This window comes from uncultured Xylophilus sp. (assembly GCA_913776965.1).
Classification (GTDB): domain Bacteria; phylum Pseudomonadota; class Gammaproteobacteria; order Burkholderiales; family Burkholderiaceae_C; genus Xylophilus.
In genome coordinates this window covers 76266-97098 of the sequence record CAJYQL010000063.1, presented here as the reverse complement: position 1 = coordinate 97098, position 20833 = coordinate 76266, and the positions used below count along the sequence as shown (strand labels likewise).

Annotated in this window: 16 protein-coding genes; 9 read left to right on the top strand and 7 right to left on the bottom strand. The window is 69.8% G+C overall.

Features of this window, described 5'->3' with window-relative positions; genetic code table 11:
* Positions 1-151 precede the first annotated feature (151 nt).
* The 3 genes from amt to QZ500_RS09525 are packed head-to-tail and all read right to left on the bottom strand — an operon-like array spanning position 152 to position 2872.
* Positions 152-1726: an ammonium transporter gene (gene amt / locus QZ500_RS09535; RefSeq protein ID WP_295854280.1), complete on the bottom strand. Its 1575-nt coding sequence runs from the start codon at positions 1724-1726 to the stop codon at positions 152-154.
* A 28-nt stretch (positions 1727-1754) separates the two neighbouring features.
* Positions 1755-2093 (bottom strand): P-II family nitrogen regulator, encoded by a 339-nt coding sequence (glnK, locus tag QZ500_RS09530; protein ID WP_295854277.1) that lies wholly within the window; start codon positions 2091-2093, stop codon positions 1755-1757.
* Positions 2094-2119: 26 nt separating this feature from the next.
* Entirely contained in the window at positions 2120-2872 is a 753-nt protein-coding gene (locus QZ500_RS09525) for a TorF family putative porin (RefSeq protein ID WP_295854274.1), read from the bottom strand.
* Positions 2873-3168: 296 nt separating this feature from the next.
* Between QZ500_RS09525 and QZ500_RS09520 the strand changes: the two genes are divergently transcribed.
* The gene (locus QZ500_RS09520) at positions 3169-4707 is read left to right on the top strand and encodes a YifB family Mg chelatase-like AAA ATPase (protein WP_295854271.1); all 1539 of its coding nucleotides are present in this window, start codon (positions 3169-3171) and stop codon (positions 4705-4707) included.
* 16 nt (positions 4708-4723) lie between these two features.
* On the opposite strand, the gene QZ500_RS09515 is transcribed toward QZ500_RS09520, so the two are convergent.
* Positions 4724-7270 (bottom strand): YbcC family protein, encoded by a 2547-nt coding sequence (locus QZ500_RS09515; protein ID WP_295854268.1) that lies wholly within the window; start codon positions 7268-7270, stop codon positions 4724-4726.
* Positions 7270-8820 carry an NADH-quinone oxidoreductase subunit L gene (locus tag QZ500_RS09510; protein ID WP_295854265.1) on the bottom strand — a complete coding sequence of 517 codons (1551 nt, stop codon included), beginning with the start codon at positions 8818-8820 and terminating at the stop codon, positions 7270-7272. Before QZ500_RS09510 ends, QZ500_RS09515 begins: the two co-directional genes overlap by 1 nt.
* A gap of 97 nt (positions 8821-8917) precedes the next feature.
* On the opposite strand from QZ500_RS09510, the gene QZ500_RS09505 reads away from it, so the two are divergent.
* The 8 genes from QZ500_RS09505 (at position 8918) to QZ500_RS09470 (ending at position 16675) form a co-directional block, all read left to right on the top strand.
* Entirely contained in the window at positions 8918-9829 is a 912-nt protein-coding gene (locus QZ500_RS09505) for a LysR substrate-binding domain-containing protein (RefSeq protein WP_295854263.1), read from the top strand.
* A gap of 268 nt (positions 9830-10097) precedes the next feature.
* On the top strand, positions 10098-10196 hold the full coding sequence (kdpF, locus tag QZ500_RS09500) for a K(+)-transporting ATPase subunit F (RefSeq protein ID WP_295854260.1): 99 nt from the start codon (positions 10098-10100) through the stop codon (positions 10194-10196).
* Positions 10197-11996, top strand: a complete 1800-nt coding sequence (gene kdpA / locus QZ500_RS09495) for a potassium-transporting ATPase subunit KdpA (RefSeq protein WP_295854257.1) — start codon at positions 10197-10199, stop codon at positions 11994-11996.
* 16 nt (positions 11997-12012) lie between these two features.
* Entirely contained in the window at positions 12013-14148 is a 2136-nt protein-coding gene (gene kdpB / locus QZ500_RS09490; RefSeq protein ID WP_295854253.1) for a potassium-transporting ATPase subunit KdpB, read from the top strand.
* Positions 14149-14159: 11 nt separating this feature from the next.
* Positions 14160-14732 (top strand): potassium-transporting ATPase subunit KdpC, encoded by a 573-nt coding sequence (gene kdpC, locus QZ500_RS09485; protein ID WP_295854250.1) that lies wholly within the window; start codon positions 14160-14162, stop codon positions 14730-14732.
* 2 nt (positions 14733-14734) lie between these two features.
* On the top strand, positions 14735-15052 hold the full coding sequence (locus tag QZ500_RS09480) for a hypothetical protein (protein ID WP_295854247.1): 318 nt from the start codon (positions 14735-14737) through the stop codon (positions 15050-15052).
* Positions 15053-15077: 25 nt separating this feature from the next.
* Positions 15078-15776 (top strand): response regulator, encoded by a 699-nt coding sequence (locus tag QZ500_RS09475; protein WP_295854246.1) that lies wholly within the window; start codon positions 15078-15080, stop codon positions 15774-15776.
* A 92-nt stretch (positions 15777-15868) separates the two neighbouring features.
* The gene (locus QZ500_RS09470; protein ID WP_295854243.1) at positions 15869-16675 is read left to right on the top strand and encodes a TorF family putative porin; all 807 of its coding nucleotides are present in this window, start codon (positions 15869-15871) and stop codon (positions 16673-16675) included.
* A 23-nt stretch (positions 16676-16698) separates the two neighbouring features.
* On the opposite strand, the gene QZ500_RS09465 is transcribed toward QZ500_RS09470, so the two are convergent.
* Positions 16699-19419 (bottom strand): DUF4118 domain-containing protein, encoded by a 2721-nt coding sequence (locus QZ500_RS09465; protein WP_295854240.1) that lies wholly within the window; start codon positions 19417-19419, stop codon positions 16699-16701.
* 205 nt (positions 19420-19624) lie between these two features.
* On the bottom strand, positions 19625-20665 hold the full coding sequence (locus QZ500_RS09460) for a transporter (RefSeq protein WP_295854238.1): 1041 nt from the start codon (positions 20663-20665) through the stop codon (positions 19625-19627).
* Positions 20666-20833 lie beyond the last annotated feature (168 nt).

Here is a 20833-nt window from a genome sequence, read left to right as displayed (position 1 = left end):
ACGCCACAAACGGGTTGCAGCGCTGCACTTCTCGCAAGGCGCGTGCCAGTCAGCAACCCTGCGCCGACGCGCACGAAAAAGGGCCTGCGACAGCAGGCCCTTGTGCAGCGGGGTCCCGGCACCGGCGGCAGCCGGGCCGGCCCTCCGGGGATCAGCGGTTGTACGCGGTCTCGCCGTGCGAGGTGATGTCCAAGCCTTCGCGCTCGGCTTCTTCCGACACCCGCAGGCCGATCGTCATGTCGACGATCTTGTAGGCGATGAAGGACACGACGCCCGACCACACCACGGTCAGCAGCACGCCCTTCAACTGGGTCCAGACCTGGGCGGCGATCGAGTACTCGGCGCCGGTGATCACGGTGACCGTGACCCAGTTCGCGACATAGCCGGGGCCGCCGAGCGACGGCGAGTTAAACACGCCGGTCAGGATCGCACCCAGGATGCCGCAGACACCGTGCACGCCGAACACGTCGAGCGAGTCGTCGGCGCCCAGCATCTTCTTCAGGCCGGTCACGCCCCAGAGGCCGGCGAAACCTGCGATCAGGCCGATCACCAGACCACCGCCGATGCCGACGTTGCCAGCAGCCGGGGTGATGGCCACCAGGCCGGCGACGGCACCGGAGGCGGCGCCCAGCATCGAGGCCTTGCCGCGCAGCATCGCTTCGCCGAGGCACCAGGTCAGTACGGCGGCCGAGGTGGCGAGCATGGTGTTGACGAAGGCCAGGGCGGCGGTGCCGTTGGCTTCCAGCGCGGAGCCGGCGTTGAAGCCGAACCAGCCCACCCACAGCAGCGAGGCGCCGACCATCGTGAGCGTCAGGCTGTGCGGCGTCAGGGCTTCCTTGCCGTAGCCGACGCGCTTGCCGACCACGAAGGCACCCACCAGGCCGGCGATCGCGGCATTGATGTGCACCACGGTGCCGCCGGCGAAGTCCAGCGCGCCCCACTGCCAGATCAAGCCGGCGGTGGCGTTCAGCGCATCGACCTGGTCGGCCGCCGTGTAGGCATCCGGGCCGGCCCAGAACCACACCATGTGGGCGAGCGGCAGGTAGCTGAAGGTGAACCACAGCACCATGAAGGCGAGCACGGCCGAGAACTTGATGCGCTCGGCGAAGGAGCCGACGATCAGCGCGCAGGTGATGCCGGCGAAGGTCGCCTGGAACGCCGCGAAGACGATCTCGGGGATGACCACGCCCTTGCTGAAGGTCGCGCCGTTGGCGAAGGTGCCGGCCGCGTTGTCCCAGATGCCGCTCATGAAGAAGCGGTCGAAACCGCCGATGAAGGCGTTGCCCGCGGTGAACGCGAGGCTGTAGCCGTAGATGAACCACAGCACGACGATCAGCGAGAACGTGACCATCACCTGCATCAGCACCGACAGCATGTTCTTGCTGCGGACCAGACCGCCGTAGAACAGCGCCAGGCCCGGCACGACCATCATCAGCACCAGCAGCGTGGCGACCATCATCCAGCCGGTATCGCCCTTGTTGGGCACGACCGGTGCGGCGGCGGGCGCTTCGGCCGGTGCGGCTGCCGCGGCGCTGGCGGCCGTGGCGTTGGCCAGCGATGCGTCGGGCGCGGCCGGGGTCACCACGACCACGGCGGCGGGTGCGGCAGGTGCCGCGGCCGGCTGTGCGGCTTCCGCGGCGGGGGCCGCGGGTGTCTGTGCGACGGCGAAGGTCGCACCGGCGACCAGGCTTGCGCCGAGCACGAGGGAGGCAAGCAGTTTTTTCATGGGAATGCTTCTTTCGTCCGGGTCGGGATCAGAGGGCCTCGCGGCCGGTCTCGCCGGTGCGGATGCGCACGACCTGCTCGAGGTCGTAGACGAAGATCTTGCCGTCGCCGATCTTGCCGGTGCGGGCGGCGCCCTCGACGGCTTCGATCACGCGCTCGACCAGGTCGTCGGAGATGGCGGCCTCGATCTTCACCTTCGGCAGGAAGTCGACCACGTATTCCGCGCCGCGGTACAGCTCGGTGTGGCCCTTCTGGCGGCCGAAGCCCTTGACCTCGGTGACGGTGATGCCCTGCACGCCGATCGCGGAGAGCGCCTCGCGCACCTCGTCGAGCTTGAAGGGTTTGATGATGGCGGTGACGATTTTCATGACGTGTGTCCTGTGCGGCCCCCGGCTCAGAAGGTGTACTTGACGCCGGCGACCAGGCCGTTCCGGCCGCTGAACTTGTTGTTCGGCGTGCGGTAGAGCGACTTCTCGGCATCGGTGCCGACGGCGGTCAGGGTGGCCGACAGACCGTTGCCGAAGTCCTTGCCGAGCGTCAGCGAGTAGTCGGTGTACGAGAAGGCGCTGTTGTTGTTGACGCGCTGGTGGCCGATGTGCGGCACCAGCGAGAAACCGTTGCCGATGTCGAAGGTGGCCGACAGGTCGAGGTAGCCGGAGTTCTTGCTGTCGGCGAAGCCGAACAGGTTGGTGGTGCTGTGCGAGTACTTCAGCGTGGCGACGCTGTAGGTCAGGGCACCGTAGACCTCGGTGGTGTTCGGGCTGACCGGCAGGCGGGAACCCGGGTACTGGTAGCGCAGCACGCCGACGTCGTAGCCGAAGCCTTCGGCGAAGGTGTTCTTGTAGCCGCCGTACACGTCGACTTCGACGTCGGCGCCGCCGCCTGCGTCCTTGATCCACTTGATCGACGAAGCCCAAGTGCCGATGTAGAGGCCGCTCTTGTGGGTGAAGTCGATGCCGCCCTGCACTGCCGGCTTGAAGCGGGTCTGCGTGATGCCGCGGTAGCGGTACTCGCTGATCAGGCCGGCGTTGAAGGCGAGCGTGTAGTCGGGCTCGGCGGCCGGCGCGGTCGCTGCGGGTGCAGCCGTCTGGGCCAGCGTGGCGGCCGAAGCGGTGACGGTGGCCAGGGCCAGCAGGATCTTCTTCATGACTTCTCTTCTCCGAGGGTGGTGGATGACGGTACGTGACAAACTGGTACACGTTTCGCACGATCCATGCCAGCCGGGACCTACATGGCGCGGTATGCGTCCGGCACCAAAGACGATTCCGGCACGCACCCGGATGGCTCCTGCAGCCTGCTAAAGGTTTGACCAGCGCCACAACAGGCACCAGTCGCGTGCATCGCCTCGCAAAACGCATCGCCCTGGTGCATGTTGCGTCCGCACCGCATCGCGTTGGCCGACGGCTCGGCACAATCACCCTGTTTTTTCGTACAGGAGCACGCATGTCCCTCGCCACCGTCCAGAGCCGTGCATTGCAAGGCCTCGAAGCCGCTGCCGTCACGGTCGAGGTGCATCTGGCCAACGGCCTGCCGAGCTGCACCCTGGTCGGGCTGGCCGACGTGGAGGTGAAGGAGGCGCGCGAGCGGGTACGTTCGGCGCTGCAGAACGCGGGACTCGAGTTCCCGCACAACAAGCGCATCACCGTGAATCTGGCCCCGGCCGATCTGCCGAAGGACTCGGGCCGGTTCGACCTGCCGATCGCGCTGGGCATCCTGGCGGCCAGCGGGCAGGTCGATGCGGCGCGGCTGGCCGGCTGGGAGTTCGCGGGCGAGCTGTCGCTGTCGGGCGAGCTGCGGCCGGTGCGCGGGGCGCTCGCCACCGCGCTGGCGCTGCGCCGGGCGCGGCCCGGCAGCCGGCTGGTGCTGCCGATGGAAAGTGCCGGCGAGGCGGCACTGGTGCCGGGCAGCGAGGTCTACGGCGCCCGCCACCTGCTCGACGTGGTCCAGCAGTTCCTGCCGTCGCAGTCCGCCGACGCCGCCGGTCCGCCCGGCGACGGCTGGACACGCCTGGCAGCGGCCGACGCGCAGACCACGCCGCACTATGCCGATATGGCCGACGTGAAGGGCCAGGCCGCGGCCCGCCGCGCGCTGGAGATCGCGGCGGCCGGCGGCCATTCGCTGCTGATGGTCGGCCCGCCCGGGGCCGGCAAGTCGATGCTGGCCCAGCGGTTCGCCGGCCTGCTGCCGCCGATGCCGCTCGACGACGCGCTGGAAAGCGCGGCCATCGCCAGCCTGGCCGGCCGCTTCGCCCGCGACCAGTGGGGCCAGCGGCCGACCCGCAGCCCGCATCACACCTGCAGCGCGGTGGCGCTGGTCGGCGGCGGCAACCCGCCGCGGCCGGGCGAGGTCTCGCTGGCCCACCACGGCGTGCTGTTCCTCGACGAACTGCCGGAATTCCCGCGCGCTGCGCTCGAAGCCCTGCGCGAGCCGCTGGAGACCGGCCGGGTGCACATCGTGCGGGCCGCGCGTCAGGCCGAATTCCCGGCGCGCTTCCAGCTGCTCGGCGCGATGAACCCCTGCCCCTGCGGTTTCCGCGGCGCGCGCCAGCCGGCCTGCCGCTGCACGCCCGAGCAGGTGTCGCGCTACCAAGGCAAGCTGAGCGGGCCGCTGCTTGACCGGATCGACCTGCACGTCGAGGTGCCGGCCCTGCCGCCGGACGAGCTGCTGCGCAGCGCCCCGGGCGAGCCGACCGCGGCGGTGCGCGCCCGGGTGGCCGCGGCCCATGCCCGGGCGCTGGATCGCCAGGCCGCGCCCAACGCTGCGCTGCAGGGCGGCGCCCTCGACGCCCATGTCCGTGCCGACGATGCCGCCCTCGCCTTCCTGCAGAAGGCCGCGGCCCGGCTCGGCTGGTCGGCCCGCGGCACCCACCGGGCGCTCAAGGTCGCCCGCACCATCGCCGATCTGGCCGGCAGCGACACCACCCAGACGGCGCACGTGGCCGAGGCCCTGCAGTACCGGCGGGCGCTGCAGGCGGCGGGATGACCGCTGTCGAACCGGATCAGCCCGGCACCGGCAGCCAGCCCCCCTCCGCATAGCGCACCAGGCCGCCGTCTTCCGCGAAGCGCCACAGGTGCAGCCAGCCGTTCTCCACCAGCTGGCGCACGGCGTCATGGCGCTCGAGCACAGCGGCGATCGCGGTCGCCGGCGCGTCGATCACCACGGTCAGCCGCAGCGGCTCATGGCGCCAGCGGTCGCCGTCGTGCAGGGACTGGCGCGCCAGCCCGATGCGCAGATCGCCGCCGTTGCCTTCGAACACGCCGATGCGGCCGCCCACCACGTTGTGCAGCAGCTTGTTGCCGCTGCCGTAGCGGACCGGGTCGCAGGTGGAGGCGTGGTACTGCCAGTTGATCCAGTGCGTGACCAGCATCGGCGCGGTCATCAGCGCCTCGAGCAGCCGGCCGTCGGCGTCGGTCGCGGCGTCGTAGTCGTGCAGGAACACGCGGCCGTCGAGCATCGCGGCCCGGCTGCGTTCGCGCGGCGCGATGAGGAAGGCCGCGTTGTTCGCCAAGCCCCATTCGGGCCGGGTCTGCGCACCGTCGGCAGCGCGGCGCCGCAGGCGGTCGTGCAGCGCCGCGGGCGGTGCGGCGGCATCCAGCCCGAGCGACGGCGCGCGTTCGCGGCGGACCCGGTCACCGGCATCGGCGAACGTCGGCTGCAGGCGTTCCCAGCACGCACGGGCCGCGGGCGCCAGCAGGTCGAGGTCGAAGCCCTCGATCTCGTCGGTGGTGGTGTTGTGCAGTGCCGCGACGCAGGCCCAGCCGTCGGGCAGCGCGATGCCGCGCGCGCGCAGGCCGGCCTGCACCTCGGGATCGTTGAACAGCCAAGCCAGCGCGCGGGTGTTGACCTCGCCGGTCTGCCCGCAGCAGGCGCCGCAGTCGAGCGCGGAGGCCTGGGCGTTGTTGGCGCTCTGGCTGCCGTGGCCGACGAGCAGCAGCAGCGGTGCCATGTCGCGCGCCAGGCCCATCGACCGCAGCACCTGCTCCGCCAGGTCCACGCGGGCGGCCGGGACCAGCCCGGCGATGACCGGCCGGGTGACGGCGCGGTAGCGCGGCGCCAGGCCGGCGCCGTCGGTCGTGTGGCGCGCCGCGGGCGCGGGCCGCAGCCACTGCATCAGCCGGCCCAGGTAGCCGGCGCCGATGGCCTCGACCGACGAAAAGGCCGCGTTCGGCCAGCGGGTGGCGGAGTTCCAGCGCTCGGTCTGCGCGAAGCGCTGCAGCCGGTCGGCGCGTGCGGCGGACTGCAGCACGTCGCCCGGCGGGCCGGCGTCGGCGGCGGTGGGCGCCACCCGGTCGATCACCTCCAGCGCCGGCGCGAGCAGCCCGGGCAGCTGCGGCCGGCGCGCCGGTGTGGCGAGCGGGGTATAGGCCGCCGGCAGGCCGAAGAAACCGGCGCAGCCGATCGTCCGGACCGCAGGCGATGCCGCTTCCAGCGCACGGCGGACCCGCTCGCTGCGCACGTCGATGCAGAAGGCGGCCTGCGCCTCCAGCGCCGGCGCGCCAGCCGCGGCGGCCGTTGCCGGCACCGGCCGGGCCGCGAGCTGCCGCGCCAGCGTGCGCTGGTAGCCCACCTCCAGCGCCGCCTGCCAGAGCTCGTCGACGCGCAGCACGTCCTCGGCGTGCCGCAGCAGGGCCGGGGCGCGGTCCCATTCGACCTTCAGTTCCGCGAAGGCGCGGGCGGCCGACATGCCGCCGCGGCCGTCCAGCAGGATCGCGCCCCAGGCCAGCCGGATCGCCAGCAGGTCGCGCAGGTGCGGGTCCTGGGCGCCCTGCAGCCGCGCGGTCCAGCCGCGCCAGGCGCACCAGGAGGCCCAGCCGTTGACGGTCAGCAGCACCGCTTCCAGGTAGTCGGCCCAGGCGGTGGCCGGCAGGCCCAGGCGCCGCATCACCCAGCGTTCGGCATCCGCCCGGGTGGCCGGCAGGGCCGCGATGCTGCGGTCGATGTCCGGCAGGCCCATCAGCACGCCGATGCCGTGGTCGTGCGTCAGGGTGTCGCGCCAGAAGGCATAGAGGCCGCTGCCCCGGTCGGGCTGCCAGTCGGCCTGGTGAACATCGAAATACGCGGCGCACACCTGGCTCACCTGGTGGGTGACGGCCTGGCGCCACGACAGCCGGCCGCCGTCCTGCGACGGCTCGTCCAGCACGTCGATCAAGAGGGGCAGCCGGTGCAGCGCCAGCGGCTGCGCCAGGGCGGCGACGGCACTGTCAGCATCCAGCCCGGCCGCCCGTGCGGCGGGGCACTGCGCCAGCGCGGTCTCCAGGTCGGCGGGCGTGATCCGGCCCGAAGCCCAGTGCTGGCGGATCAGCGCGCGCGGCGGAAACACCGCGATGGCGCCGAGCACCGCCATGCGCGCCGCCACCTGCCGCACGCCGAGGCCGATGCGCTGCCAGTGCGGGTTGACGGCGATCGCCTGGTCCAGCGGCCAGGCCGGCGCGATGGCGCGGCAGGCCTCGGCGCAGGCGGCATCGACGCGGCGGTCGAACGCGGCGTCCGGGGCTGCGGCCTGCGGAGCGGCCAGGTCGGCGGAAACGGTGGTCGGGCTGGACATCAGGTGTTCCCCGGTTCGTGGGAGTTGGCCGGGGCCGCGGCGGCCCAGCGCGTCGGCCACAGGCGCAGCGCCGCCCGGGTGACGAATTCGTCGACATAGAAGCCGGCATAGCTGCGGCGGCGCCAGGCCGCCAGCGCGGCCGGGCGCGTCCGCATCAGCGCCAGGCCCGCGTAGAGCGCGGCCAGCGCGGCCAGCGCCGTCACGCCCGCAGGGGTGTAGGGCACGTCGTGCACGCCGAAGGGCATGCCGTGGCCGACCAGCGCGGCCAGCACCAGCACCGCCACGGTAGCCACGCCGCCGAGCAGCAGGCGCCCGGCGCCCGGCGCTTCGGGCCAACGCTCGGCCGGCCACCAGAGCAGCGGCGCCCAGGCGAGCCCGAGCACGCCGCTCCACCACAGGGGCCAAGCGGCCCACGGCCACAGCGCCGCCAGCGCGGCCGTCACGGCCACCGCCAGCACCGGCGCAATGAGCACGCTCGCCACCGCCGGGGCGGCCACGCTGCGCATCGCCCGCAGCCGCGTTTCTTCCACGATGCCGGAGGCGGCGAGGAAGGTGTGGGCCTTGTAGACCGAATGGCCGATCAGGTGCAGCAGCGCGAGGCCATACAGCCCCAGGCCGCACTCCATCACCATGAAGCCCATCTGCGCCACGGTGGACCACGCCAGCCGCACCTTGATGCTGATGCGGGTGAGCATCACCAGGCCGGCCAGACAGGCGGTGACGACGCCCGCGACCACCAGCAGCCAGCGTGCGGCCGGCACCGCTTCCAGCAGCGGCGCGAAGCGGATCAGCACGAAGCCGCCGAGGTTGACCACGCCCGCGTGCAGCAGCGCCGACACCGGCGTCGGCGCCTCCATCACCTGGATCAGCCAGCCGTGCACCGGCAGCAGCGCGGTGCGCAGCACCACCGCCAGCGCCAGACAGACGGCGCTCGCCTGCAGCGCGAACGACGGCGCGCCGGCTTCCAGGTGGCGCCACAGCGCCGGCCATGCGCCGGACCCGACCGCATTCCAGGCGAGCGCCGCGGCGGCGATCAGCAGCAGGTCCGCGCCCCGGTCCGCCACCCGCTTCTTGTGCGCCGCCAGCAGCGCGAACGGCCGGTCGCGGTAGAAGCACAGCAGCCGCCGCAGCACCAGGCCGATGGCGGCCCAGGCGGCGATCAGCACCAGCCAGTGGTCGGCCAGCAGCAGCACCTGCACGGCGGCCAGCACGCCCGCCAGCGCGCCGACATAGCGCGGCTGCCCCGGCTCGCCCTGCAGGTAACGCGACGAGAACACGCCGATCGTCATGCCCAGCAACTGCACCAGCACCGCCACCCACTGCCCGTTCAGCGTGAAACCCAGCCCCGGCACCGTCGCCTCGGGCACCCGCACCCCGGCGAGCTGCAGCACGAGGCCGAGCGCGGTGCAGGCCAGCGCGGCCGACGCCAGCACGCGGAACCGCCCCCACGCCGCTGTGGGCGTCACCGCCGACCGGCGCGGCAGGGCGGCGAGCATCAGGAGCGGCGGCAACAGGCCGCAGGCCGCAAGCAGCAGGGACATCGGGGGCATGGACGGAACACCGGAACGAGCGAAGCCTGCATGGTGCGGGCAGAACTTCGTTCTGTAAAATTCATTGATCAGAACCGTACGTTCTTTTTGCAAGAACATGCAGCTCGACCAGCTCAACTTCCACCATTTCTTCTATTTCTGGCACGTCGCCCGCGCCGGGCATCTGACGCAGGCCGCGCGCGACCTGCATGTGTCGCAGTCGGCGCTGTCGAGCCAGATCCGGCAGCTGGAAGACCGGCTCGGCGAGCCGCTGTTCGAGCGCAGCGGCCGGCGCTTGGTGCTGACCGAGACCGGCCAGCTCGCGCTGTCGTACGCCGACCGGATCTTCGGCCTGAGCCGCGAGATGCTCGGCCGGATGGAGGTGCGCGGCGACAGCCTGGTACGCCTGCGGGTCGGCAGCGTGGCGACGCTGTCGCGCAACTACCAGGAGAACTGGATCCGCCCGCTGCTGGCCGAGCCGACCGTCGTGCTGTCGCTCGAATCGGGCCCGCTCGACACCCTGCTACAGCGGCTACTGGAGCACCAGCTCGACGTGGTGCTGGCCAACGAGGCGGTCGCCGCCGGCCCCGACCGGCCGCTGCACTGCCGCTTCCTCGGCAGCCAGGCGATGGCGCTGGTCGGCCCGGCGGCCGCTTGGCGCGGCCGCACGCTGCGCCTGCCCGAGGACCTGGACGGGCGCGAGCTCGCCCTGCCCGGCCCGCGCCATGCGCTGCGCGGTGCCTTCGACGCGATGTGCGTGGCCGCCGGCGTGACGCCCCGGCTGCGCGCCGAGGTGGACGACATGGCGATGCTGCGGCTGGTGGCCCGCGACAGCGGCTGGCTGACGGTGCTGCCCGAAGTAGTGGTGCAGGACGAACTGCGCACCGGCGTGCTGGTGACCGTCGCCCGCACGACGCGGCTGCAGGAGCACTTCTACGCGATCACGCCGCTGCACCGCCACCGACTGGAGCGGCTGGAGCAGCTGCTGGCGCAGGCGCCTGCGCGGCCGGACGACGCACCGGCGGCGTGACGGCACACAGCCGTGGCCGTAGCCGGCTTGGCGACGCGGTGCAGACCACCGCTATCCCCTCGGTTTTTATGGAGTCTTTACAGCGGCAGCCCCATTCTTGACGGCACTTTTATGCCGACAAACCTAAGCTGAGGCGATCTTCCGTAGGAGTCGTCATGGACCTGGTTTTTATCGGCGGTATCGCCGTTCTGTGGGCCGCAGTGGCAGGCCTGGTTATGGGGCTGGATCGCCTGAGCCCCCGCACTGCGCCGAAGCAAGGAGAGCGTTCGTGATTGCCAACGAAGTTCTCTATGGCGCATCGGCCCTGCTGGTCGGGCTGCTGTTCGTGTACCTGGTCTATGCGCTCCTGCGCGCCGAGGAGTTCTGAATGGACACCTCCGCCTGGACGCTCCTGATTTTTTTCCTGTTGATTTTGCTGCTGCTGGCGTGGCCCCTGGCCCGCTGGATCGCCGCGCTGTGCAACGGAACCCACCCCGCCTGGATGCGCGCCGTTGAAACACCGCTCCTGCGCCTTGCGGGCGTGGCGCCGGATGCCGATGGCGGCTGGAAGCCGTACGCCCTGGCCGTGATGGCGTTCAGCGCGGTGGGAACGCTGTTCGTCTACGGCCTGCAGCGTGTCCAGGCGCATCTGCCGTGGAACCCCGACCGCATGGCCGCGGTATCGCCGGACTCGGCGTTCAACACGGCCGTCAGCTTCGTCACCAACACGAACTGGCAGGGTTACAGCGGCGAAGCCACGATGGCGCATCTCACGCAGATGGTCGCTTTGGCCGGTCAGAATTTCTTCTCGGCCGCTACCGGCATTGCCGTGGTGTTCGCCCTGTTCCGGGGGTTCGCGGCGCGCGCGTCCGGCAAGGTCGGCAACTTCTGGGTCGATCTGACGCGGATCACCGTCTGGCTGCTGCTGCCGTTGTCGTTCGTGCTCGCCATCGCACTGGTCGGTCAGGGGGTGATCCAGAACTTCAGTGCGTCGGTCGAGGCCACGACGCTCGAAACCCAGCAGTACCCGGCGCCGAAGCTCGATGCCGCGGGCCAGCCGCTCAAGGCGGCGGATGGCACCGTCGTCACCGAACCGGCGCAGACGAAGACGCAAACGATCGCGATGGGTCCGGTCGCCTCGCAGGAAGCGATCAAGATGCTGGGCACCAATGGCGGTGGATTCTTCAACGCCAACTCTGCCCATCCGTTCGAGAATCCGACGGCCTTCAGCAACCTGCTGGAGATGGTGGCGATCTTCCTCATCCCGGCCGCGTTGTGCTTCGCCTTCGGGCGTGTCATCGGCGATCCGCGCCAAGGCTGGGCCGTTCTGGCGGCCATGACGATCCTGTTCGTGGCGGCGGTGATCGCGATCATTCCGGCCGAACACGCCGGCAACCCCTTGCTGACGGGGCTGGGCGTCGACCAGATGGCCAGCGCGACGCAGGCGGGCGGCAACATGGAGAGCAAGGAGGTGCGCTTCGGCATCGATGCGTCCGCGCTGTTCGCCGCCGTCACCACTGCGGCCTCCTGCGGTGCGGTGAACGCCATGCACGACTCCCTCACGCCGCTGGGCGGCATGGTCCCGCTGGTCCTGATGCAGCTGGGCGAGGTCGTGTTCGGCGGCGTGGGAACCGGTCTGTACGGCATGCTGGTCTTCGCCATCCTGGCGGTCTTCATCGCCGGTTTGATGATCGGCCGCACGCCCGAGTACCTGGGCAAGAAGATCGAAGCACACGAGATGAAGCTGGCGTCGATCGCGATCCTGGTCACGCCGCTGCTGGTGCTGGTCGGCACGGCCGTGGCGGTCATGTCCGAAGCGGGGCGTGCCGGCGTTGCGAATCCCGGGGCCCACGGTTTCTCGGAAATCCTCTACGCGCTGACGTCCGCCGCGAACAACAACGGCAGCGCCTTCGCCGGCCTGTCGGCCAACACGCCCTTCTACAACACTCTGCTGGCCCTCGCGATGTGGTTCGGCCGCTTCGGCGTGATCGTGCCCGTCCTGGCCATCGCCGGTGCCCTGGCCCGCAAGCATCGCCTCCCGGCGAACGCCGGGACGATGCCGACCCACGGCCCGCTGTTCGTCGTGCTGCTGATCGGCACCGTGCTGCTGGTGGGCCTGCTGAACTACGTTCCCGCGCTGGCCCTCGGCCCGGTCGTCGAGCACCTGATGCTCTGGACCGGCCGTTGATATTCCGGAGAAGAACATGAATACATCCTCCAAGACGACGGGCCCCGAAGATAAGACGAGCCCCGTATCCGCCGGCCGGAAGCTGTCGCTGCTGAATCCGGCGCTAGCCGTGCCCGCCCTGCGCGACGCCTTCCTGAAGCTGGACCCGCGCGTGCAGTGGCGCAATCCCGTGATGTTTGTCGTGTACGTCGGCAGCATCCTGACCACCTTCCTGTGGATCCACGCCCTGCGGTCGCCGGGCGATACCGCCTCCCCGCCGTGGTTCGTGCTGACGGTCGCAGTCTGGCTCTGGTTCACCGTCCTGTTCGCCAACTTCGCCGAAGCCCTTGCGGAAGGCCGCAGCAAGGCCCAGGCGGCATCGCTCAAGGGGCTCAAGAAGAGCACCTGGGCGAAGAAGCTGAAGCAGCCGGTCCATGGGTCGGAATGGACGTCCGAGCAGGCCGAGAACCTGCGCAAGGGCGATGTGGTGCTGGTGGATGCGAACGACACGATCCCGCTCGACGGCGAGGTCGTCGAGGGTGTCGCATCGGTGGACGAAAGTGCGATCACCGGCGAATCCGCACCGGTGGTGCGGGAGTCCGGCGGCGACTTCTCGTCCGTCACCGGCGGCACCCGCGTGCTGTCGGACTGGCTGGTGGTGCGGATCACCGTCAATCCGGGCGAATCGTTTCTCGACCGCATGATCGGCATGGTCGAGGGCGCGAAGCGTCAGAAGACGCCCAACGAGATCGCGCTGACCATCCTGCTGGTCGCGCTGACGATCGTGTTCCTGGTGGTGACGGCGACGCTGCTGCCGTATTCGATCTTCAGCGTGCAGGCCGCAGGCACCGGCACCGTAGTGAGCCTGACCGCGCTGGTCGCGCTGCTGGTCTGCCTGATCCCGACCACCATCGGTGGCCTGCTGTCGGCCGTGGGCGTGGCCGGCATGAGCCGGATGATGCAGGCCAACGTCATCGCCACCTCGGGACGCGCGGTGGAAGCCGCGGGCGACGTGGACGTGCTGCTGCTGGACAAGACGGGCACCATCACCCACGGCAACCGGCAGGCGGCCGCCTTCATCGCGGCGCCCGGCCTGACCGAGCACGCCGTCGGCACCACGGCCAGCCTGGCCTCGGCTGCCGACGAAACCCCCGAAGGCCGCAGCATCGTCGCGCTGGCATCCCGCATGGGATTCAAGGTGCCGGCCGCGCCTGCGGGTTCGGAAGCGGTGCCCTTCACCGCCCAGACACGGATGAGCGGCATGGATGTCCCCGCGTCCGACGGCCGCCCACATCGCGCGCTGCGCAAGGGCGCGGTCGAGGCCGTCCGGCGGTACGTGGAGTCTCTCGGCGGCAGCATGCCGCCGGAACTGAGCCGCGCCGCGGACGACGTGTCGCGCCGGGGCGGCACGCCGCTCGCAGTCGCGGACGGCAAGACGGTGGTCGGCATCGTCGAGCTGAAGGACATCGTCAAGACCGGGATCAAGGAGCGCTTCAGCGAACTGCGCCGGATGGGCATCAAGACCGTGATGATCACCGGCGACAACAAGCTCACCGCCGCCGCGATCGCGGCCGAGGCGGGCGTCGACGACTTCCTGGCCGAAGCCACGCCCGAAGACAAGCTGGCGCTGATCCGCCAGTACCAGTCCGAAGGCCGGCTGGTCGCGATGACCGGCGACGGCACCAACGACGCCCCGGCGCTCGCCCAGGCCGACGTCGCCGTCGCCATGAATTCCGGCACGCAGGCGGCGAAGGAAGCCGGCAACATGGTCGACCTGGACTCGAACCCGACCAAGCTGCTGGAGGTGGTGGAGACGGGCAAGGCGCTGCTGATGACGCGCGGCTCGCTGACCACCTTCTCCATCGCCAACGACGTCGCCAAGTACTTCGCGATCATCCCGGCGATCTTCGTGTCGACCTACCCCCAGCTGTCCGCGCTCAATGTGATGCAGCTGGGCAGCCCGTCGTCGGCCATCCTGTCGGCGGTCGTCTTCAACGCGCTCATCATCGTGGTGCTGATCCCGCTGGCGTTGAAGGGCGTGGCCTACCGTGCGATCGGCGCTGCTGCGCTGCTGCGCCGGAACCTGCTCATCTACGGACTGGGCGGTCTCGTCGTTCCCTTCGTCGGCATCAAGATCATCGACCTGATCCTGGTGGCGCTCGGCCTGGCTTGAGGAGCTTCATCGTGGCATCCATCCTTCGTCCTGCCCTCGTTTCCTTCGCCGTGCTCACGGCGCTGACGGGCATCGTCTACCCCCTCGCGGTCACCGGTGTCGCCCAGGTCGCGTTTCCCGAGAAGGCTGCCGGCAGCCTGATCGTGCGCGACGGCACCACCGTCGGCTCGGCACTGATCGGCCAGACCTTCACCGATCCCGGGCACTTCTGGGGCCGCCCGTCGGCCACCGCGCCGATGGCGACCAACGCGCAGGCCTCCAGCGGCTCCAACCAGGGGCCGCTGAATCCTGCGCTCACCGAGGCCGTGAAAGGGCGGGTCGACGCGCTCAGGGCCGCCGATCCGGGCAACACGGCCGCCGTGCCGGTGGATCTCGTCACCGCATCGGCGAGCGGACTCGACCCGGACATCAGCGTGGCCGCGGCGCTGTACCAGGTACCGCGTGTCGCGGCCGCGCGCAAGCTGCCGGCCGACGCGGTCCGCACGCTGGTCGATGCTGCGACCCAGCACCCGATCATGGGCTGGCTCGGCGAGCCCCGCGTCAATGTGCTCCGACTCAACATGGCCCTCGACAAGGTGAAATGACCATGGCCTACGCTGCCTATCGCTATGCATCGGCTCCCGTCGGCATGACCGCCGTCTCGTTCGTCGTGGTCGACGTCGTCGCCGCAGTCGCCGAAGCGGCGCACGTCCGGCATGCGGCGAGCGCATGCGACGGCGCAGGCGTGGTCCGCTGCATTCCCCTGCAGCACGACGGCCGGGTGCGTCTGCAGATCCGCTGTCCCGCCTGCGAGGTAGGACATCTCATGCAGGAAGTGATGCACCATGCGACGGAAGCCGAATTCGGCCGCATGACGCCATGGGCCGACCACCTGGCGACGTACCGGCAGTGCAGACACGACTGAGCTGCGCGATCTTCACCGCTCCGATATGCCGGTTGCGCTCGTCATAGAGGACGAAACCCACATCCGGGGATTCGTGCGGACCGCGCTCGAATCGGAAGGATGGACGGTCCACGAAGCGGAGGGGGTCCAGCGTGGAACCGTAGAGGCCGCCACCCGCCAACCCGACCTGATCATGCTGGACCTCGGCTTGCCCGACGGCGACGGGAGCGCGGTGATTCTCAGTGTCCGCACCTGGTCAGCCGTGCCGATCATCGTCCTGTCGGCGCGGTCGGACGAGGCCGAGAAAATCAAGGTGCTCGATGCCGGGGCCAACGACTACCTGACGAAGCCCTTCGGGGTCGGCGAGCTGATGGCCCGGGTCAGGGCCAGCCAGCGGTTCGGCCGTCGCGTGACGGCAGCCGCAGCAGCGGAGGCCGATGCGGTCGTCAACATCGCCGATGTCGAAATCGACAGAGCGGCGCGCTTGGTGCGCAAAGCGGGACGGGGAGTCCACCTGACGCCCCGGGAGTGGGGTCTGCTGTCGGTCCTGCTGGCCAACCCGGGCAGGGTTTTGACCCATCGGGAACTGCTTTTGTCGGTGTGGGGGCCTGGCGCTGTGGGGCAGAGCCATTACACGCGGATCTATATGGGCAATCTCCGCAAAAAGCTGGAGAGCAATCCCGCCACACCGGTTTTCCTGCTGACCGAAAATGCCGTCGGCTACCGGCTTGCGTGGCACCGTTGAGCTTTATGAAAAGCTTATGCAGAGATACTAAAGATTTGCATTAATTTTATGGCGGCTTGAATAAGCTGAGAGGCTCACTTCTGCCTCATCCCATGAAATCTGCAATACCCCATCTCTTCAAATCCGCTGCCGTAATGATCGCGGCGACGGTCCCGGCCCTCGCATCCGCCCAGCTGACGGCCAATGTTGCGCTGACAAGCAACTATAAATTTCGCGGACAAGACCAGGATCTGCTCGGACAATCCGGTCTGGCAAAAGACGGTACGTTCAAGCCCGCGATCCAGGGCGGTTTCGATTTCGCTTTCGGCGAATCAGGGTTTTATGTCGGCAACTGGAACTCCAGCGTCCGCTGGTTGCCAGGCAACAGCATCGAGATGGACTTTTACGGCGGGTACAAGTTTTCCACGCAATCGCTGGCGTGGGATATCGGGGGGCTGACCTACCAGTATCCAGGCAATACCCGGGGTAATACCACCGAGCTGTACGGATCGGTTTCGCACGGCAACGACACATTCGGCAGCCTGACGTTCAAATACTCCCATACGGTGTCGCAGGATTACTTCAACTTCGCAGGCACCAAGGCCGGCTCCGGACGCGACGGCCGTAATACCGCATACTTCAATCTGGCGTACAGCCGGCAGGTTTTGCCGCAAGTCACGGCCAAGGCAGCGCTGGGATACACGCGTATGAGCGGGGATATTCGGTCGCTGGGCTACCCGAGTTTCGCGGACTACCACGTCGGTGCCGCCTACGACTTCGGCAGCGGCCTGAGCCTGGCCGGCGCGGTCCAGGGCGCCAACCGCAGCAGTGCCTACGCTACGCCGAGCGAAGCCGGGGGCGGACAGACCTTCTCGCCCAACAAGGCCCGCTTCATCCTCACGCTCACGAAGTCGATGTGATGTGCTCGCACGACGAAGAGGCTTCACGCGTCGGCGTCGTGCACCGCCGGTGCCGGACGGCGCGGCAGGCTGATCGTGAATTCTGCGCCACCGCCTGCCGCGTTGGCTGCCGAGATGCGTCCGCCGTGGGCCGCGACCACCTCGCGGCATATCGCCAGGCCCAGGCCGACCCCTGGGGTGCTGGATTCGACGGCGCCGCGGGTGAACATGCCGAAGAGGGTTTCGACGCCGGCGGGCGGTAGGCCCGGCCCGTGATCCCGGACGCCGATCTCCAGGGTGTCCGGCAGTGCACGGGCCCGCACCTCGATCGGCTCGGCTCCGTACTTGGTGGCGTTCTCGAGCAGGTTCACCAGGACGCGCTGCATCAGGGTCGCATCGAACTCGACGAGCGGCAGATCGGGCGGCACATCGGTCACCACATGCATGTCGCCCAATGCGGCTCCGGCGGCCACGATGGCGCCGCCGACGAGTTCCTCCACCGACTGCCAGTCCGACCGGAGCTGCACTTCGCCGCTCTGCAGCCGCGCCATGTCCAGCAGATTGATGACGAGGCCCTGCATCTGGCGTGCCGTCGTGACCAGGCCGGCCAGCAGCTGTTCGCGGCTTTCCGCGGGCATCGTCGCATAGCCGGACTGGAGGGTTTCGGCCTGGCCCACCATCGCGGTGAGCGGCGTGCGGATGTCGTGCGACATGGTGGCGAGCAGGGTGTTGCGCAGCCGCTCCGACTCCATCTGCACGATCGCCTGGCGGGCGACATCCACATAGTGCACCCGCTCGAGCGCGATGGCGATCTGACGGGTGAGCGTTTCCAGCAGCTGCTGCTGTCCGGGAATCAGCAGCCAGCGGGCATGTTCCGGTTTGCAGGCCAGCACGCCCCGAATACGCATCGGGGCGGTCAGCGGAAGGTAGTGCCAGTCGCTCGCCGACAGCGTCGCGGTCGCGAGTCCGGCCGGCTGGCCGTTGCGGTAGACCCAGTCCGCGACACTGGCATCGACGCCGGCGGGCAGGGCGGAGGTCGCGGGCAGCATGTCTGCGTCGTCGGCCAGCAGGACGTGGGCGCTGCCGCCGAAGTTGCGCCGGACCGCTTCCTCCCCCAACGCGACGATCTGCTCCCGGAGCAGGGCCGCGGAGAGCTCGCGGGACAGCTCGAACAGGCTCTGCGACCGGGATTCGCGGTCGCTCGCGATCCGCGCCTGGAACTTCAGCCCGGCGGTGAGCTGGCCGATGATCAGCCCCACGCTCAGCATCACCACGAAGGTGACGAGGTACTGGGCGTCCGTCACGCTGAAGGACAACCGCGGAGGCACGAAGAAGAAGTCGAAGGCGAGTACGTTGAGCACCGCGGCCACCGCCGCCGGCCCGCGACCGAAACGCATGGCGACCAGCACCACCGCCACCTGGTACAGCATGACGATGTTGGCCAGCTCGAACGCGCTGCTGAACTGCTGCAGCAGCAGCGTCAGGCCCACGCTGCCGGCCGCAGCACTGGCATAGCCCGCCCAGGGGACGGATCGTTCCTCGGGCACATCGGCCGTCGGCAGCACCTGCGCGATACGCCGCGTGCTGGCCGCATCCCCGATCTCCAGGAATTCCAGCCCGCTGACCAGGCGCGCCACGCGGTCGCGCACGCTGTGGCCGAACAGGCGCGACCACAGGCCCCGCCATCCGGCCGGCGCCGGTTCGTAGCCGAACACCAGCGTGCCGAATCCGTGCTGCACCGCGTGCTGGGCCAGCGACTGCGCCACATCGGCACCGGTGAGCACCCGCGTGCTGGCACCGAGGTCCGAGGCGAGCTTCAGCACGGCAAGGGTCCGGTCCCGGTCCTTGTTGGGCAAACGTTGCAAGGCCGGCGTCTCGACATACACCGCCGACCAGTGCTGGTCGCGCAGACCCGCCAGCCGTGCGGCCGCGCGCACCGCGTGTTCCGCGCCCGGCTGCGGCCCCACGCAGCACAGCACCGCATCGGACGCGGTCGATGTGCGGGCGTCGGACTGCGGTGTTTCGACGCGCCAGTCTTCGCGGTCGTCCCCGACGCGTTCGGCCGTCCGGCGCAAGGCCATTTCGCGCAGGGCGATCAGGTTGCCTTTCCGGAAGAAGTTCTGCGCAGCACGTTCCGCTTGCTGGGGCCGGTACACCTTGCCCGCCTTCAGGCGCTTGACCATCTCGTCCGGCGGCACGTCGATCAGGATGAGTTCGTCCGCGTCGTCGAACACGGTGTCGGGCACCGTTTCGTGCACCCGGACGCCGGCAATGGCGCCGACCGTCCCGTTCAGACTTTCCAGGTGCTGGACGTTCAGCGCCGTCCAGACGTCGATGCCCGCATCCCGCAGTTCCTGCACGTCCTGCCAGCGTTTGTCGTGTCGTGAGCCGGGGGCGTTGGTGTGCGCCAGTTCGTCGACGATGACGACGGACGGATGGCGCATCAGCGCCGCGTCCAGATCGAACTCGGACAGCGTCTTGTCGCGATAACTGATCTGCCGCAGCGGCAGGTATTCGAACCCCTGGTTGAGGGCGACCGTGTCCGCACGGCCATGCGTTTCCACGACACCGATCACCACATCGCGGCCGGACTCGCTCTCCCGGCGCGCGGCCTGCAGCATGGCGTAGGTCTTGCCCACACCCGCGTTCGCGCCGAAATAGATGCGCAACTTGCCGCGCCTTCCCCGCGCGTCGTCCCTTCGCAGCTGCTGTACGAGGGCGTCCGGATCAGGACGGGTAGGGCTCGAGGGCGGATTCTTTTGCATGGCACGCTGGCGTTTCGCGGATGGCGTTCGTGGCGATTGTCCCGCCGACGGCGTATGTCCGATGCGGCACGGCGTGGCGGCGGCCGTTCCGATGCAGCCCTGGACGCCCATCCGCGTCAGGTTTTCTTCCGGGCGCCCGATGCATGCGCACCAACCCTTGCACGCACCCCGGCATCGCGGCTTTCGACGGGCCGAGCGCCGTCCGCTAGCCCTTCTTCTTGCGGAACGCCGCCCACGCCGCCACCGCGGTGAAGCTCGCGACGATTCCCACCACGATCCAGAAACCGTGCGGATGCTCGGCCAGCGGAATGCCGCCGACGTTCATGCCGAACAGGCCCGCCAGGATGTTGATCGGCAGCGCCAGCACGGTGACGATGGTCAGCACGAACAGGCTGCGGGCGTTGTCCTCGTTCACATTGGCGGCGATCTCCTCCTGCAGCAGCTTGATCCGCTCCTGCAGCGAGGACATGTCCTGCAGCACCACCGAGAACTCCTCGCTCGATGCGCGCAGCGCCTGCACGCCGTCCTCGTCCATCCAGTCCGGCGGATGCTGCAGCAGCCGGAACAGCGCCGCCGGCTCCGGTGCCAGCAGCCGCTGCAGCCGCACCAGCACCCGGCGCAGCACGCCCAGCCGGGCGCGCTGGTGCACCGGCCGGCCGGCGAGCAGCTCGTCCTCGACCGCGTCGATGCGCCGCGTCACGCCGCGCACGATCTCCACCAGCACATCGGCCTGCGCGCGCAGCAGCCGCTCCAGCAGCGCGATGCTCGACTCCAGCACCTCGCCGCGCCGGCAGGCGATGCGCAGCTGGTCGACCGCCCGCAGCGGCCGGTGCCGCGCGGTCACGACCAGGTGCCGGTCGATGCTCGCCCACAGCGTGGAGATGTCCGACGGCTCGAAGGCGAAGTCGAAATGCGCGTCGTTGACCACCGCCACCAGCGATTGGTCGGCCCGCTCGATGCGGGTCGAATGCAGGCCGTCGCGCAGCGTCTCGTAGAAGGCGTCGGGCAGGCCGGCGTGGCGCTGCAGCCAGCGTTCGGCCGCAGCGTGGGCCAGGTTGACGTGCAGCCAGACGAAGGCGCGGTCGTGGGTGCCTGCGTGCGCCCGGTGCGCGAGCCAGGCGGCCGCCGCGGCCGAGTCGATCTCCTGCACCGGTGCGCCGGGCGTGAACAGGAAACCGCAGATCAGCCCGGCGCTGTCGGCGCCGTAGACCGGGGAGTCGGCAGGAAGCGGGGTGGCGGCAGGCACGGTGACGGGGGCGGCGCGGTCCGGCATCGTGCGACACGCGGATGACGGATGCGTGACAGCCGTGTGGCGAAGCGCGCGGCCCGTCCACCGCGCGGCCGCCCCGCCGCTGTAGCCGATGCGACACCCGCCGGCCCGCGGATTTCCAAGAATGGGCCGGCATCCCCCACA